The sequence below is a fragment of the Actinomadura craniellae genome, from assembly GCF_003289645.1.
In the GTDB taxonomy this organism is placed as follows: Bacteria; Actinomycetota; Actinomycetes; order Streptosporangiales; family Streptosporangiaceae; genus Actinomadura_D; species Actinomadura_D craniellae.
Genome location: NZ_QLYX01000010.1, coordinates 81,332 through 96,336 on the forward strand (window position 1 = coordinate 81,332; position 15,005 = coordinate 96,336).

14 protein-coding genes are annotated in these 15,005 nt (G+C 74.3%); all 14 read right to left on the minus strand.

Annotation, left to right across the window (positions count from 1 at the left end; genetic code table 11):
* Positions 1–11 precede the first annotated feature (11 nt).
* Positions 12–1,247 (minus strand): beta-ketoacyl synthase N-terminal-like domain-containing protein, encoded by a 1,236-nt coding sequence (locus DPM19_RS21400; protein ID WP_111869756.1) that lies wholly within the window; start codon positions 1,245–1,247, stop codon positions 12–14.
* Positions 1,244–2,512: a beta-ketoacyl-[acyl-carrier-protein] synthase family protein gene (locus tag DPM19_RS21405; protein WP_111869757.1), complete on the minus strand. Its 1,269-nt coding sequence runs from the start codon at positions 2,510–2,512 to the stop codon at positions 1,244–1,246. The genes DPM19_RS21400 and DPM19_RS21405 overlap by 4 nt, the downstream gene beginning before the upstream one ends.
* A complete protein-coding gene (locus DPM19_RS21410; RefSeq protein WP_233510623.1) occupies positions 2,509–2,901 on the minus strand; it encodes a cupin domain-containing protein in 393 nt (130 codons plus the stop codon). Before DPM19_RS21410 ends, DPM19_RS21405 begins: the two co-directional genes overlap by 4 nt.
* A 94-nt stretch (positions 2,902–2,995) precedes the next feature.
* On the minus strand, positions 2,996–3,463 hold the full coding sequence (locus tag DPM19_RS21415; RefSeq protein WP_111869758.1) for an SRPBCC family protein: 468 nt from the start codon (positions 3,461–3,463) through the stop codon (positions 2,996–2,998).
* Positions 3,460–3,717 carry an acyl carrier protein gene (locus DPM19_RS21420; protein ID WP_111869759.1) on the minus strand — a complete coding sequence of 86 codons (258 nt, stop codon included), beginning with the start codon at positions 3,715–3,717 and terminating at the stop codon, positions 3,460–3,462. Before DPM19_RS21420 ends, DPM19_RS21415 begins: the two co-directional genes overlap by 4 nt.
* Before the next feature lie 245 nt (positions 3,718–3,962).
* A complete protein-coding gene (locus tag DPM19_RS21425) occupies positions 3,963–4,283 on the minus strand; it encodes a TcmI family type II polyketide cyclase (RefSeq protein WP_111869938.1) in 321 nt (106 codons plus the stop codon).
* A 256-nt stretch (positions 4,284–4,539) separates the two neighbouring features.
* Positions 4,540–6,270 (minus strand): hypothetical protein, encoded by a 1,731-nt coding sequence (locus DPM19_RS21430; protein ID WP_146778939.1) that lies wholly within the window; start codon positions 6,268–6,270, stop codon positions 4,540–4,542.
* A gap of 41 nt (positions 6,271–6,311) precedes the next feature.
* Entirely contained in the window at positions 6,312–8,312 is a 2,001-nt protein-coding gene (locus DPM19_RS21435; protein WP_111869939.1) for a primosomal protein N', read from the minus strand.
* A 71-nt stretch (positions 8,313–8,383) separates the two neighbouring features.
* Complete coding sequence (locus tag DPM19_RS21440) at positions 8,384–10,726, minus strand: FGLLP motif-containing membrane protein (protein ID WP_111869761.1); 2,343 nt, start codon at positions 10,724–10,726, stop codon at positions 8,384–8,386.
* Between the two features lie 200 nt (positions 10,727–10,926).
* On the minus strand, positions 10,927–12,120 hold the full coding sequence (gene metK, locus DPM19_RS21445; RefSeq protein WP_111869762.1) for a methionine adenosyltransferase: 1,194 nt from the start codon (positions 12,118–12,120) through the stop codon (positions 10,927–10,929).
* A gap of 184 nt (positions 12,121–12,304) precedes the next feature.
* The gene (coaBC, locus tag DPM19_RS21450) at positions 12,305–13,498 is read right to left on the minus strand and encodes a bifunctional phosphopantothenoylcysteine decarboxylase/phosphopantothenate--cysteine ligase CoaBC (RefSeq protein WP_111869763.1); all 1,194 of its coding nucleotides are present in this window, start codon (positions 13,496–13,498) and stop codon (positions 12,305–12,307) included.
* A 75-nt stretch (positions 13,499–13,573) separates the two neighbouring features.
* Positions 13,574–13,843: a DNA-directed RNA polymerase subunit omega gene (rpoZ, locus tag DPM19_RS21455; RefSeq protein WP_111869764.1), complete on the minus strand. Its 270-nt coding sequence runs from the start codon at positions 13,841–13,843 to the stop codon at positions 13,574–13,576.
* 15 nt (positions 13,844–13,858) lie between these two features.
* Positions 13,859–14,551 (minus strand): guanylate kinase, encoded by a 693-nt coding sequence (gene gmk / locus DPM19_RS21460; protein ID WP_111869765.1) that lies wholly within the window; start codon positions 14,549–14,551, stop codon positions 13,859–13,861.
* The gene (mihF, locus tag DPM19_RS21465) at positions 14,538–14,864 is read right to left on the minus strand and encodes an integration host factor, actinobacterial type (RefSeq protein WP_111869766.1); all 327 of its coding nucleotides are present in this window, start codon (positions 14,862–14,864) and stop codon (positions 14,538–14,540) included. Before mihF ends, gmk begins: the two co-directional genes overlap by 14 nt.
* Positions 14,865–15,005 lie beyond the last annotated feature (141 nt).

Below are 15,005 nucleotides of genomic sequence, written 5' to 3' on the forward strand. Positions count from 1 at the left end.
GGGGCGGCCGGTCACGGGCCGTCCCCCGCGTGGCGCAGTACCAGCGCGCTGTTGAAACCGCCGTGTCCCCGGGCGCAGACCAGCACCGTCCCGACCCGTGCCGGGCGGGGCTCGCGGACCAGGTCCAGCCGGTACGCCGGGTCGGGGTCGTCGAGGTTGCCGATCGGGGGCAGCGTCCCGTGCCGCATCGCCAGCAGCGCGGTCGCGGCGCTCAGCGCCGATCCGCCGGCGCACAGCCGGCCGACGAGGCCCTGCGGGGCGGTGACCGGCACCCCGTACTCGCCGAAGACCCGGCGCAGGGCGCGCGCCTCGGCGGCGTCCAGGTCGGGTGAGCCCGCCCCGTCGGCCACCACCAGGTCGACCTCGCCGGGGGCGGCGCCCGCCGCGGCGAGGGCCCGTTCCATGGCCCGGGCGTACTGCCGCCCGTCCAGGGCGGGGTCCTCGAACCCGTGCGCGTCGTGGGTGGCCGCATGGCCCGCGATCTCCCCGTAGCCGCGGGCGCCGCGCCGGGCCGCCGCCGCGGCGTCCTCGACGAGGAGCACCGCGCCGCCCTCCCCGGGGACGTGGCCGCTCGCCCGCCGGTCGAACGGCTTGTAGCCGTCCCGCGGGTCGGTCGCGGCGGTCAGCCGCCGGCCGGTGATCTGGCAGGTCAGCGCGTAGGGGGAGATCGGTGCCTCGGTTCCGCCGGCGAGGACGGCCGGGGTGCCGCGCCGGATCACCCGGCATGCCCAGCCCAGGCTGTCGAGGCCGCCGGCCGCGTCGGAGACGAGCACCCCGGACGGGCCCTTGGTGCCGTGCCTGATCGAGATCTGTCCCGTGCTGGCGGCGTAGAACCAGGCGATGGACTGGTAGGCGCCGACCGCGCGCCGGCCCCGGGTCCACAGCGCCTGGATCTCGCGCTGGCCGAACTCGTTGCCGCCCGAGCCGCTGCCCAGGATGACCGAGGTGGCGTAGGGGTCCTGGTCGGCCGGGTCGTAGCCGGCGTCGGCCAGGGCCAGCCGGGCGGCGGCGAGCGCGGTCCAGGTCCACCGGTCCGTCTGCACCAGCAGCCGCTCGTCGACGTGCTCCTCGGGGCGGAACCCGGTGAGCTGGCCGGCCAGGGTCGTCGGGTAGCCGCCGGGGTCGAACGCCTCGATGCGCCGCACCCGGAGCTCGCCGGCGAGGGTGGCGGCCCAGTGCTCCGCGGCGCCGATGCCGGTCGGCGCCACCACGCCCAGACCGGTGACGACGGGCCGCCGCCCGGTCACCGGGCGCCGCCCGGGCGGGTGAGGACGATGGCCGACTGGAACCCGCCGAACCCGCTGCCCACCGAGAGCGCCACGTCGACCCGGTGGTCACGGGCGATCTTGGGCACGTAGTCGAGGTCGCACTCGGGGTCGCGCTTCTCCCAGTTGGCGGTGGGCGGCACCACGTCGTGCTCGATGGCCAGCGCGCACGCCGCGACCTCGATCGAGCCGATGGCGCCGAGCGAGTGGCCGACCATCGACTTGATCGAGCTGACCGGCACCTCGTGGGCGTGGGCGCCGAGGCTGCGCTTGAAGGCGGCGGTCTCGTGCCGGTCGTTCTGCCGGGTGCCGGATCCGTGCGCGTTGACGTAGCTCACCGCGGCCGGGTCCAGCCGGGCCTGGGCGAGGGCGTCGTCGATGGCCCGGGCCATCTCGACGCCGTCCCGGCGCAGCCCGGTCATGTGGTGGGCGTTGCACCGGGTGGCGTACCCGGTGATCTCGGCGTAGGCGTGGGCGCCGCGGCGGCGCGCGTGCGCGTACTCCTCCAGCACGAGCACGGCGGCGCCCTCCCCCATGACGAAACCGTCCCGGGTCGCGTCGAACGGCCGGGACGCGTGCTCGGGGTCGTCGTTGCGGGCGCTGGTGGCCCGGATGGCGTCGAAGCAGGCGATCGAGATCGGGGAGATGGGGGCGTCGGCCGCGCCGCTGACGACGACGTCGGCCTCGCCGTCCTGGATGAGCTGGAAGGCGTGGCCGACCGCGTCGATCCCGGAGGTGCAGCCGGTCGACACCACGGTCGCCGGGCCGTGCGCCCGGTACCGGCAGGCGACCTCGGTGGCCAGGCTGCTGGGCACCAGCGCGTGGTAGAGGAACCCCGACGCGTAGCGGGGGTCCACCAGCCAGTGCCGGCCGTGGTCGCTGGCGACGACGTACTCGTCCTCCAGCCGGGTGGTGGCGCCGACGGCGCTGCCCAGGCACACCGCGAGCCGGTCGTGGTCCAGCCCCTCGGCCGGCCGGCCGAGGCCGCTGTCGGCCATCGCCTCGTCGGCCGCGACTAAGGCGAACTGGGTGAACCGGTCGTTGCGGTGGATCTCCTGCGGGGTGAGGCCCTCCAGCAGCGGGTCGAAGTCGCATTCGGCCGCGATCTGGGACCGGAACTGCGCGGGGTCGAAGAAGGTGATCCGGCGGGTGGCGGAGCGGCCCTCGGTGAGCAGTTGCCAGAACTCCCGCCGGCCGGTGCCGCCCGGGGCGACCACCCCGACACCGGTCACCACCACCCGCCTCATCGCGCGGGCTCCGGTAGCGGCTCGGTGTCCACGTGCCCGAGTTCGGGGCGGGGTGCCAGCGGGCCGAGTTGGAAGACCACGAACGCGGTCTCGGCCGAGGTGTTCTCCAGGCGGTGCCGTACCCCGATCGGGATGAGCACGCCCGCGCGGGCGGCCAGTTCGCGGGGCTCTCCGTCCAGCCGGAGCGCCACCCGGCCGTTCACGCAGAAGAGGAACTCCTCCGAGTACGGGTGCCAGTGCTCGGTGACGACCTCGCCCGGCTCCAGGGTGAGCGTGCCGAAGAAGCCGGAGGTGGCGCCCACCGTGGCGGGCGACAGCAGGGTGCGGATGTCGCCGCCGCGCCGCCGGTTGGCCGGCACGTCGTCCATCGAAACGGTCTTGATGATCACGGTTGCTCCTCGACGGTCGGATCGGGCGGCGGGCGCGGCCGCCCGCCGCCCGGTGCGGAACGGACGCGGCGGGCGGGCGGGCGGACGAGGGCGCTCAGGCCGGCGTCTCGGCGGCGCGGGCGGCCCGCTCCACCTTCTGCCGGATGACCTCCATCTGGACCAGCGAGTTGGCGTTGATCCGGTCGGTCATCGCGGCGGTGTCGACGGGAGCGTCCGGGCGCATCCGGAAGTCCTGGACCCAGCGCATCCGGGTGCCGCCGTCCTCCTCGGCGTAGGTCCACTCGATGTTCATGTGCTCGAAGGGACCCGGTTCGACGCGCCGGGCGGTGACCCGCAGGCCCGACCGGTCCATGGTCCGCTCGGAGACCCAGCTCCAGACCCTGCCGTCGTCGTCGGGGTGCATGGTGAGCCGGAACCGGACGGTGCTGCCGGAGCGTTGCAGGATCTCCACCGCGGCGTACTCGGTGAACAGGACCGGCCACGACTCCAGGTCGTTGGTCATCTCCCAGACGACGTCCACGGGCGCGGCGATGAGCACGGAGTTGTCGGTGCGGCCGCTCATACGACGCTCTCCCGCAGGCCCAGCCCCTCGCGGATCAGCGCCAGGATCTCGCCGAAGGTCTCGTGTGGGCGCTCGTCGTCCAACTCGAAGCCGTAGCGGGAGTTGATCTCGGCTTGCAGTTGGAGGAAGGCCAGGGAGTCCAGGCCGATGTCGTCGAGGGTGGCGTCGGGATCGTCGGTGACGGCCTCGCGGGGCAGACCGGCCTTGCGGACGAGGATCTCCATGAGATCGCTGATCGTGAATTGCGCTGGCATTCATTACCCCCGTGAATTCGGTGAACCGGCCCGGGCCCCCGCCCGGTGCGTCCTCGCCGTCGGGACCGGTGCCCACCGGCCGCTACGACCGGATCCCGAAGGATCGTGCGATGCAACCCGATCGGGTGCCGACGCCCGCCTTGTACCCGGCACTTCACCAAGACATGCTCCACGACCTGGACCTATGCCCGGAAATTGACCGGCGGTTTCTCCCGTATTTTTTATGGCAATCTCTGGTAATTCGGTCAGGGTGCCCAGTGGTAGAAGCGGCGGGCCATCGCGTCCCGCGGCGAGCGCCACCGGTCGGGGTCGTAGGCGGAGACGTACTCCGACAGCCGGGCGCTGATCCGCCGGAAGTCGGGATGGCCCTGCACGGCGGCCACGCTCTCAGCGGGGTCCCCGGCGAACTCCACCAGGTGGATGTACAGGTCGTGGAGCGAGTAGAGCGACCGCTCCGCCACCCCGGCCTCGACCGGCAGCGGGCCCGCGTCGGACTCGGCGAAGATGCGCGCCACCTCGCGCTCGGCTCCGGGACGGATCTTCGCCACGATCAGTGTTCGATTCACGGAACCCTCCCCCATCGGACCTTCACGGCCCATTCGGTGACGGACCGATTAATGGTATGAAAGGGACGGATCATCTGTCTTCGCCCTGGAGGTTGAACGACCCCAGGGCGCAATTCGGTGCGAGCAGTCGGTATTTTTCCGGCATTTCGCCACACGTATCCACCGGCCGGCGGACGATCCCGGCCGGCCGGCCATTCCCGCGGATGAAGATGCCCGGCTCCCGCCGGTCGCGCGAACGAACCGCGCGAACCCGCGGTCAGCCGACCGAACGTGCCTTGAACGCCGCCGTACGCGCCTTCTTGGCCACCTTCCGGTCGGGATGGTGGTCGCCCAGCGCCGCCAGCACCACGACCACCTCCGGGTGATCGACCCGCCACAGGTCCTCGATCATCCCGCCCAGCTCGGCCCCGGCCGGGGCATCGGCCAGCACCGCCGCCACTGCCTCGCCGGGCTCGGCCACCTCGAGCATCCCGGCCAGGGTGTCGACGAACAGCCACCGCATCTCGCCCGGGTCCGGCTCGGCCACCTCGTAGCCGTGCTCGCGCAGCCAGAGCGCGGCGTACGGCCCCAGCGGCGGCCCGGACGGCACGGCGCGGACCGCGGGCTCGGCGGGGGCGCCGACCCGGTGCAGCACCGCGGCGGCCAGGTTCCGCGCACCCGGCGTGCCGTCGCGCATGACACCGATCAGGTCGGCCGCCGCGACGGCCGGGTCGCGGGTCGCCAGCCAGCCGTCGATCTCCTCGTCGGCGGTGTCGTCGTGGTGCCGGCCGAGCCCCTCGACCAGTTCCGCCGCGGACGCCCCGGCGAGGTCCCCCACCACCGGCGCCGCGAACCCGTCGGCGCGCAGCAGCTCGCGGACGCCCCAGACGCCGAGCGGGGTCAGCAGGTGGTCACCGTTCCCGGCGCGCCCCACCACGCCCCACCCGGCCAGCGTGCCGAGTTCCCCGTCGAGAGCGGCCACGACGGTCTCGGCCGGCGGGGCGTCGTACTCCTGGGCGAAGTGCTCCAGCAGCGCCTCGGCCAGCTCGTCCCGGGGCACCGGCTCCGCCCGCTCGTACAGGTGCAGCAGGACGCCGGGCAGCTCGGCGCGGACGGGCCCGGCCGCCGGGTCGGCGTCCGCGGAGACGGCCGCGTCCAGCAGCCGGAACCAGATCTCGCAGGTGGTCTCGTCGTCGGCACCGGTGAGCAGGTCCGGGCCCGGCACCACCCGGTCGTCCTCGGCCACCAGCAGCCCGGCGGCGAGCGCGGCGTACCAGATCCGGCGCACCCCGCCCTCCTCCGGGTCGTCCAGGCCCAGCGCGGCCGCCGCGGCGGCCGCGTCGGCACCGGCGGGCCCGTCCTCCGGGAGCGCCCGCTCCCCCGCCCACCCGGCCAGCCCGGTCGCCGCCGCGGTCAGGCCCGAGGCGCGGGCGGCGGCGGCCAGCTCGCCGGGCGGCGCCAGCCGGACGGGCGGCACCCACAGGTCCTCGGCCTGCTGGAGATGGCCGACGGTCCGGGCGAACCGCTCCCGCTCCGGGAGCGCGTCGAACGCCTCGACCCAGCGCTGCACCGCCGCGTCGTCACCGAGATCGACGCCGTCGGCGGTCATCATCTCGGCCAGCACCTCGGCCGCGGTCTCCCGCTCGGCCATGTCGATGTCGCCCAGCAGCTCGGTGAACTCAGGCGTCAGGTCGTCGAGCGCGGCCAGCAGCGCGGCGCCGCGGCCGGCGGGCACCCCGGCGGTCTCGGCCGCATACCCGGCCAGAGAGCGGCCCACCGCGAGGATGCCCGGCGCGTCGTCGGCACCGGCGATCACCACGTCGGGGAAGACCTGCAGGAACAGCTCCTCGATCACCTCGGGGGTCAGCTCGGCGAGATCCTTCAGGCCGAGCTCGCCCGCGGCCAGCTCCAGCAGCACCCGGGCGCCCTGGGCGTCGACGGGTTCCTCCCGGCGCGCCGCCCATCGCTCCAGCCCGGCAACGGTCTCGTCCACCCACGCATCGGCCACCCGAGCACCCTAGGGCACCGGGCGGGTCCGCCGTGGGCCGCTCAGATGAGTTCCAGCGGGTCGATCTGGACGCGGACCGCGTCGGGCGCCTTGCGGGCGCTGCGCACCCCCTGGGCGTCCTTGAGCGCCCGGGCCAGGGTGCGGGCGTCCGGACGGGGCGCCCGCAGCAGCATCCGCTCCCGCCCGTCGGCCGCCGGGACCGGGCCCATCGTCTCGACGGCGTCCGGCAGCCGGGCGGTGTCCAGCAGTTCCCGGATCGCCGCCGGGGCACCGGTCAGCGAGGCCATCCGGGCCACCGGCGGGAAGCCCAGCTCGCGCCGGTCGGCGAGCTCGCGCTCGGCGTGCGTGACCGGATCCCAGCGGATCAGCGCCTGGACGGGGGGCAGCCCGCCGTCGGCGAGCACCACCACGGGTGCGGCCGGGCGGACCAGCGCGGCGGCGTTCATCCACCGGCGCAGCGCCTCCTCGGCGGCCCGCAGATCGGCCCGGCCCAGCAGCGCCCAGCCGTCCAGCAGCAGCGCGGCTGCGTAGCCGCCCTCAGCCACCGGCTCGGCCCCCGGGGTGGCCACCACCAGGGCCCGCTCGGCACCGACCTCGGCGAGCACGCCGTCCCGGCCGGAGGTCCGCACGGTGACGCCGGGGAAGGCCCGGCCCAGCTCCTCGGCCGTGCGGCGGGCCCCGGTCACGACAGCGCGGACCCGGCCGTCGCCGCACCCGGGGCACCGGCGGTCGCCGGCGATCCGGCCGCACCACCGGCAGTACGGCACGGCGTGCGCGGAGGTGAGCGCCAGCGGGCCCTGGCAGGCCGCGCACCGGGCGGGCTCGCGGCACCGGGCGCAGGCCAGCGCCGGCAGGTAGCCGCGCCGCGGCACCTGGACCAGCACCGGCCCCTCGGCCAGCCCGGTCCGCGCGGTGCGGAAGGCCAGGTTCGGCAGCCGCGCGGACCGCGCCGCCTCGTCCCGGGCCAGCTCCGCGTCGTCGCCGGCCGGCCGGACCCGGGGCATCGCCGCGCGCAGCACGTCGCGGTACGGGACGAGCGGGTGCGCCCAGCCGGTCTCCACCAGGTGGGTGGCGTCGGTGGTGCGGGTCAGCCCGCCGATCAGCGCTCCCGCCGCCGACCGGTGGGCGCGCAGCGCCAGGACCTCCCGGGCGTGCGGGTAGGGGGCGTGCGGCTCGGCGTGCACGTCGTCACCGTCGTCCCACAGCACCACCAGGCCGAGGTCGCGAACGGGGGCGAACATCGCCGCCCGGGTGCCCACCACCGCCCGCGCGGTGCCCCGCAGCACCGCGAGCCACCGGCGGTACCGGGTCTCCGGGCCGGGTTCGGCCGTCAGCACCACGTGCCCGTCGGAGCCGGCGAGCTCGGCGGTGAGGGCGGCGCCGACGCGGGCGGCGTCCCGGCCGTCGGCCACCACGACCAGCGCGCCGCGCCCGCTCGCCAGCGTCGCCGCGACGGCGCGGGCGATGGCGGCGGGCCAGTCGGGGTTCGGCATCGCCGTCCACACGGCGCGCGGCGACCGCCCCTGCGCCAGCGCGGCGAGGAACGACGGGCCCGCCGGGTACGCCTGCCACGGGCCTGGCTCCGCCGGCGGCTCGACGGGCTCCCCGGCCGGGGCCGGGGCCCGGCCTTCGGCCCGGGCGTGGCGGGGCGGTACGGCCAGCCGCAGGACGTCGGCCAGGGTGCCCGCGTACCGGTCGGCGACCTCGCGGGCCAGCGCGGTGATCTCCGGAGTCAGCACGGGCTCGGCGGAGACGACGCGCTCCAGGAAGGCCAGCCGGCCCTCGTGGTCGCTCTCGGCCGCCCGCTCCAGCAGGAAGCCGTCGACGAGCTGCCCGGCGAACCGGACCCGCACCCGGCAGCCGGGCACAGCCCGCTCGTCTAGCCGGTCCGGGACGAGGTAGTCGAAGGGCCGGTCGAGGTGCGGCAGCGACACGTCCACCGCCACCCGGGCCACCGGCAGCGTCCCGGCGGGCCGGCGGGCCCCCTTCGCGGGCTCCTTGCGGGCGGGGGCGGCCGGGGGCTCCACCGGGAGGTCATCCATCCCGGGGATCAGGTCAGCCCCGCCGCCGTTCGTCACCTCCCCGTCCTACCAGACGGCGCCGACCGCGCGGGTCAGGGCGCGAAGTCGCAGGGCGGCAGTTCGGGCACCTCCCGGCCCGCCCAGGTGGCGGACACGAAAGACGCCGGGAACCAGCCCCAGCCCTCGTTCTCGTACTGGTCGTCGCCCTGGGTGTAGAGCCAGGTCCCGGGCCGGCCATCAGGGTCGGGGCCGCCGGGGAGCTGGCAGGCGAACCAGTTCTCGGCCGCCGACAGGTAGCCGGTGGCCGGACCGGTGGCGGGGGTCCGGTAGACCCGGCCGCGGCGCTCCGTCGGGCAGGTCCAGGTGGCGAACGTCCGGCCCTGCGGGTCGGTGACGTCGCGGTCCCGCCGCTCGCAGCGCAGCGCGCTCACCGTGGGGGTCGGGCCGGCGAGGGGGCTGGCGGCGGTGCTTGTGCCAGGACTCGTGACAGGGCTCGCGGCGGGCGACGAGGTGCCGGGCGGCTCCGGGGCGGCGGTCGCCGGCGGGGGCGCGGCGGCGAACCGGGCGGCGGCGGCCGTACCCGCGGCGATCACCAGCGCGAGGGGCAGCACCACCGCGACGGCGAACCAGGGCCAGCCCCGGGGGCCGGGCCCCGCCGGGTCGGGCCGGTACCGGAAGTACCCCCACACCAGCACCGAGACGGTTCCGAACACCGCGAACAGCCCCAGCCCGCGCAGCAGGTCGGCGCCGCGCGCCGTGCCCTCGGCATGCTTGAAGACCAGCACGTAGAAGAAGATCAGCAGCCCGGTGCCGTAGACCAGCGCCCACGCCGCGCGGCTCCAGGCGAACAGCCGCTGCCCGTCCAGGAACCGGAACGGCAGCAACCCGAAGACGATCCCCTGGACGCCGGTGACGAAGGTCGTCAGCAGCACCGCGTCGGCCAGCCGCAGCCAGATCGCGGCGTCCTCGCGGGTGGCCGCCGGGTGCACCTTGTCCAGCACCAGGTAGGCGACCACGCTCAGCAGCAGCACCGAGATCGCCCCGACCAGCACGGCCGCCCCGCCGCGTTCGGCGGTCAGGCCGCGTTCCCGGTCGCGCCGGCCCTCCCGCAGCACCACGAACCCGGCGATCAGGCCGTAGACGTAGCCCGGCCGGAAGTCCGCCAGCCGGGAGACGGCGGCGCACAGCACGGCGAGGGCGGCCGCCCAGCCCAGCACCGCGAGCGCGCCCCGGGTGTCGGAGAACAGCCGGGCGAAGACCTCGATCGTCCACGAGTACGCCAGGGTGACCAGGGGGATCGCCGCCAGGAACCCGGCGAACAGCACCAGGGCGTCCGTTCCGGCCGTCGTGACGTTGGCGTCGACCAGGACGGTGAGCCCGGCCGTCAGCACGCAGAACAGCGCGAACACCACCGGCCCGGGCAGCCGGCCGGAGCGCGGGCGCGGCTGCGGCGGCCGGCGCAGCAGGGCGCGCAGCCGCCGCCGGATCTCCTCCTCGTGCTCGTCGAGCGTCTGGTTGAACGGCTGGGACGGGAACCCGATCAGCAGCAGGAGCACCGCCATGGCGCCCAGGCTCAGCCCGCCCGTCACGGGGTCGGCGGGCAGGTCCGACAGGGTGGGCACCGAGTGCAGCACGACCGACCGGGACGGGTCCACGGAGGGCTGGGACGGGGCGGCCCGCCGGGGCGGCGGGGTGGCGAACCCGTTGCGGATCGGCACGGTCTGGCTCCGGCCGCCCGCCCGCACGGTCAGCACGCGCAGGCCCCGGCCGGTGCCGGCGGGCAGGCGTACGGACATCAGCCCGTCCCGCTCGCCGGGCACGACCTGGGCCGGGCGGCCGTCCACCTCGGCGGTGACGTCCTGGGTGCGGACCTGCGCCGGCTGGTTGTAGAGCGCCCTGATGTCCCCGACCCGGACCAGGCCGTTCTCCGCCACGGTGCTCACCTCGACCGGGAGCGTGTTCCCGTGTCCCCCGTAGGGGACGGCCCGGTCGATGACCGTCCGCCAGGTGCCGGAGCGGTCGGCGCAGTCCAGCCGCAGCGGTAAGGAGGTCGGGGCGGGCTGCCCGGGGCGGGCCAGGACGTCGATCAGCAGGTCGTCGGGGCCGGCGTACTCGACGCCGGCGGGGTAGACCTCCGTCGGGTCGGTGCCCGGGGGCGTGGGGTACACCCGCTCTCCGGCGACGAAGATCCGGATTCCCCTGGACCGCCGCGGATCGGGGCCGGTGACGCCGGCGGGCAGGGCACATTCGGTCGCGTCCCGCACCGTCACCAGCACGTAGGGCGCTCCGGGGTCGCCGCTGGCGGCGGCCCCGCCGGTGCCTGCGTAGCCGCGCACCTGGGGGTCGGCCGCCCCCGCGGGCGCGGACCATGCCGGGAGGGCGAGGCAGGCGGCCAGGAACAGCACGCCGCCGGCCCGCCGCATCGCGCCACGCATCAGGCTTCGTCCCTTCGCCCCGGAGCCGGCGCCTCCGCCGACATCCTGGGATAACCGCGACAAAGCTCTCCGTTCCACGTCCGACTCCACATATGGCCGAACGGTAAGAGGACGGTATCCGCCGGGAAAGGCCCACCCGACTTCGCCGCAGCACGCCGAGGGCCCCGGCGATGCCGGGGCCCTCGACGAAAAGGCGCGTGTTACAGGCCGGCGGCGGTGCGCAGCGCCTCGGCGCGGTCGGTGGACTCCCAGGAGAAGTCGGGCTCGGAACGGCCGAAGTGACCGTACGCGGCAGTCTTCTGGTAGATCGGGCGCAGCAGGTCCAGGTCGCGGACGATCGCGGCCGGACGCAGGTCGAAGACCGTCAGCACGGCCTGCTGGATCTTCTCCACCGGCAGCTTCTCGGTGCCGAAGGTCTCGACGAACACGCCCACCGGGTGCGCCTTGCCGATGGCATAGGCGACCTGGACCTCGGCGCGGTCGGCCAGGCCCGCGGCGACGATGTTCTTGGCCACCCAGCGCATCGCGTACGCGGCCGAGCGGTCGACCTTGGACGGGTCCTTGCCGGAGAACGCGCCGCCGCCGTGCCGGGCCATGCCGCCGTAGGTGTCCACGATGATCTTGCGGCCGGTCAGGCCCGCGTCGCCCATCGGGCCACCGATCTCGAACCGGCCGGTCGGGTTGACCAGCAGCCGGTAGCCGTCGGAGGAGAGGTCGAACTCGGCGAGCACCGGGTCGACCACGTGCTCCTTGATGTCCGGGGTGAGCAGTTCCTTCAGGTCGATGTCGGGCGCGTGCTGGCTGGACACGACCACGGTGTCGAGGCGGACCGCCCGGTCGCCGTCGTACTCGATGGTGACCTGGGTCTTGCCGTCCGGGCGCAGGTAGGCCACCGTGCCCTCCTTGCGGACGGCCGACAGCCGCTGGGCGAGCCGGTGTGCCAGGGTGATCGGCAGCGGCATCAGCTCGGGCGTCTCGTTGGTGGCGTAGCCGAACATCAGGCCCTGGTCGCCGGCGCCCTGCCGGTCGAGGTCGTCCTGGCCCTCACCCTCGCGGGTCTCGTAGGCGTCGTCGACCCCCTGGGCGATGTCGGGCGACTGCGCGCCGATCGACACCGACACCCCGCAGGAGTGACCGTCGAACCCCTTCTGGGACGAGTCGTAGCCGATCTCCAGGATCTTCTCCCGGATGACCCCCGGGATGTCCACATAGGTCTCGGTGGTCACCTCGCCGGCCACGTGCACCTGGCCGGTGGTGATCATGGTCTCGACGGCGACCCGGCTCTTCGAGTCATCCTTGAGCATCGCGTCGAGGATCGCGTCACTGATCTGGTCCGCGATCTTGTCGGGGTGGCCCTCGGTAACGGACTCTGAGGTGAACAGGCGACGGGACACGTACGTGCACTCCTTGCAGCGGCTGCTGACTGAATCAAGTAGCAGGATGGACTATTACCACCAAGGGGGGCCAACCGGCGCAGCACACGGCCCCGGCTGGTCCGGCGTTCCGGGCGAGTCTATCCAGATCCCGCTCGACGCCTGAGCACCTTCACCCGCGCACCCGCCCGGACCGGACGGCCGGTCACTCCAGCCGGGCCGCAACGAGGTCCCACACCACATCGGCGAGCGCCTCCTTGGGGCCGCGCGGCACCTCGACCGGAGCCGCGTCCGCGGTGAGCACGACGGCCGCGTTGTCGGGCCGCCCGAAGGCGAGGTCGGCGCCCACCTGGTTCACCACGAGCATGTCACAGCCCTTGCGGGCGAGCTTCGCCCGGCCGTGTTCGAGCACGTTGTCGGTCTCTGCCGCAAAGCCGACGATCACCTGGCCCGCACCGCGCCGGCGGACCAGTTCGGCCAGGATGTCGGGGTTCTTGACCAGCCGGATCGGCTCCGGCTCGGCCGACTCACTCTTCTTGATCTTGAAGTCGCGGTAGTCGGCGGGGCGGAAGTCGGCCACCGCGGCGGTCATCACCACGACGTCCGCGCCGTCGGCCGCCTCGATCATCGCCTTGCGCAGTTCCTCGGCCGAGGACGCCCGGACGGTCTGCGTCCCCGCCGGGTCCGGCAGCGCCACGTTGGCCGACACCAGGGTCACCCGGGCGCCGCGGGCCGCCGCCGTGCGGGCCAGCGCGTACCCCTGCAGCCCGGAGGAGCGGTTGCCGATGAAGCGCACCGGGTCGATCGCCTCCCGGGTGCCGCCGGCCGAGATCACCACGCGCCGTCCGGCCAGATCGCCGGGCAGGTCACCGCGGGTCAGCACCCGCCGGGCCACCTCGAACAGCTCCGCCGGCTCGGGCAGCCGGCCGGGGCCGCTGTCGGCCCCGGTGAGCCGCCCGGAGGCGGGCTCGACGACGACCGCGCCGCGCGAGCGCAGCGTCTCGACATTGGCCCGGGTGGCCGGGTGCTCCCACATCTCGGTGTGCATCGCCGGCGCGAACACCACCGGGCAGCGGGCGGTGAGCAGCGTGTTGGTGAGCAGGTCGCCGGCCAGCCCGTGCGCCGCCTTGGCGAGCAGGTCGGCGGTGGCCGGGGCGACGAACACCAGGTCGGCCTGCTGGCCCAGCCGGACGTGCGGGACCTCGGAGACCCCGTCCCAGACCTCGGTGGCGACCGGGTGTCCCGACAGCGCGGCCCAGGTGGGCTCGCCGACGAAGCGCAGCGCGTCGGCGGTCGGCACCACGTGCACGTCATGACCGGATTCGGTCATCCGACGGAGCAGGTCGCACACCTTGTACGCGGCGATACCGGCGCCCACGCCCAGCACGATCCGGCTCATCGCGCCTCCTCAGGCTCGCTCACGCCGCGCACACTACAAGCCTCCCGCGCATGGGGAGGTACCGGGGTGCTGCGGTCAGCCCTCGATGGGCTCGGAGTTGAGCAGGCCCTCGCGCGTCTCGCGCAGCGCGATCGACAGCGGCTTCTCCTGAACCTGGGTCTCGACCAACGGGCCAACGTACTCCAGCAGGCCCTCACCGAGCTGCGCGTAGTAGGCGTTGATCTGCCGAGCCCGCTTGGCCGCGATGCTCACGAGGCTGTACTTGCTGTCGACGACCTCGAGGAGCTCGTCGATCGACGGGTTGGTGATGCCTTCGACACTGGCTGCCACGCCGCGGCCTCTCATCGGGTGAATTTCGGGTCACTGAACAGCCATCAAGGCTACCAGCTCATGGCATACGTCCTGGACGGACGTGTTGACCAGGGTGACGTCGAACTCCTTTTCGGCGGCCAGTTCGACCTGGGCCGCGTCGAGCCGGCGTTCGATCACCTCGGGGGGTTCGGTGCCGCGCCCGACGAGGCGGCGCACCAGTTCCTCCCATGACGGCGGCGCCAGGAAGATCAGCTGTGCCCGGGGCATGCTGCGGCGCACCTGGCGGGCGCCTTGTAGGTCGATTTCGAGCAGCACGGGAACGCCCTCGGCGAGCCTTTCCTCGACCGGCCGGCGGGGGGTGCCGTAGCGATTACCGGCGAACTCGGCCCATTCCAGCAACTCCCCTTCGGCGACGAGCCGGTCGAAACCGGCGTCGTCGACGAAGAAGTACTGCACCCCGTGCGTTTCGCCCGGCCGGGGCCGCCGGGTGGTCACCGAGACCGACAGCCACACCTGCGGGTGGGCTCGTCGGATCTCGGCGACGACCGTACTCTTGCCGACGCCTGACGGCCCTGACAGAACCGTGAGGCGCCGAGGAGAGAGCTCAGCGCTGGAGCCGCCCGGTGCCGGAGAAGCACCGGAGCGGGGCGAGGTGGTGCCGGCCGGCGAGGGTACGCCGGAACCGGCCGCGACGGCTGCACCGTCGCGCCCGCCCGTGGGTCGCTCGTCAGCGGGTTGCACCGCCGCCGAACTCACGCTCCAGGGAGGCGCGCTGGTTGGCGCCGAGGCCCCGCACACGGCGGGACTCGGCGATGCCCAGGCGCTCCATGATCTGCTTCGCACGGACCTTGCCCACGCCGGGCAGCGACTCAAGGAGGGCCGAAACCTTCATCTTGCCGATGACGTCGTCGGCCTGCCCGTCCTTGAGAACCTCGGCGAGCGAGGTGCCACCGTGCTTGAGCCGGTTCTTGACCTCGGCCCGTTCCTTACGGGCCTTGGCAGCCTTCTCCAGGGCTGCGGCGCGCTGTTCGGGGGTTAGGGGCGGAAGAGCCACGCCGGTTACCTCGTGTTTCCACTCGACGGAGTCGGACGGGACGGGAAACTAGCGAGTTCAGACCCCATAAAGCAACGTGAAGCCCGGTTTAGTGCGCCATAAAATCACGAAAATCACACTCTGAGGTGACCTGAATACGGA

What these genes read in the sequence shown, in the direction of transcription:
- DPM19_RS21405 (WP_111869757.1), bottom strand. Translation starts at nt 2,512, where the DNA reads ATGAGGCGGGTGGTGGTGACCGGTGTCGGGGTGGTCGCCCCGGGCGGC.
- DPM19_RS21415 (WP_111869758.1), bottom strand. Translation starts at nt 3,463, where the DNA reads ATGAGCGGCCGCACCGACAACTCCGTGCTCATCGCCGCGCCCGTGGAC.
- DPM19_RS21420 (WP_111869759.1), bottom strand. Translation starts at nt 3,717, where the DNA reads ATGCCAGCGCAATTCACGATCAGCGATCTCATGGAGATCCTCGTCCGC.
- DPM19_RS21435 (WP_111869939.1), bottom strand. Translation starts at nt 8,312, where the DNA reads ATGGATGACCTCCCGGTGGAGCCCCCGGCCGCCCCCGCCCGCAAGGAG.
- DPM19_RS21440 (WP_111869761.1), bottom strand. Translation starts at nt 10,726, where the DNA reads ATGCGTGGCGCGATGCGGCGGGCCGGCGGCGTGCTGTTCCTGGCCGCC.
- coaBC (WP_111869763.1), bottom strand. Translation starts at nt 13,498, where the DNA reads ATGAGCCGGATCGTGCTGGGCGTGGGCGCCGGTATCGCCGCGTACAAG.
- rpoZ (WP_111869764.1), bottom strand. Translation starts at nt 13,843, where the DNA reads ATGAGAGGCCGCGGCGTGGCAGCCAGTGTCGAAGGCATCACCAACCCG.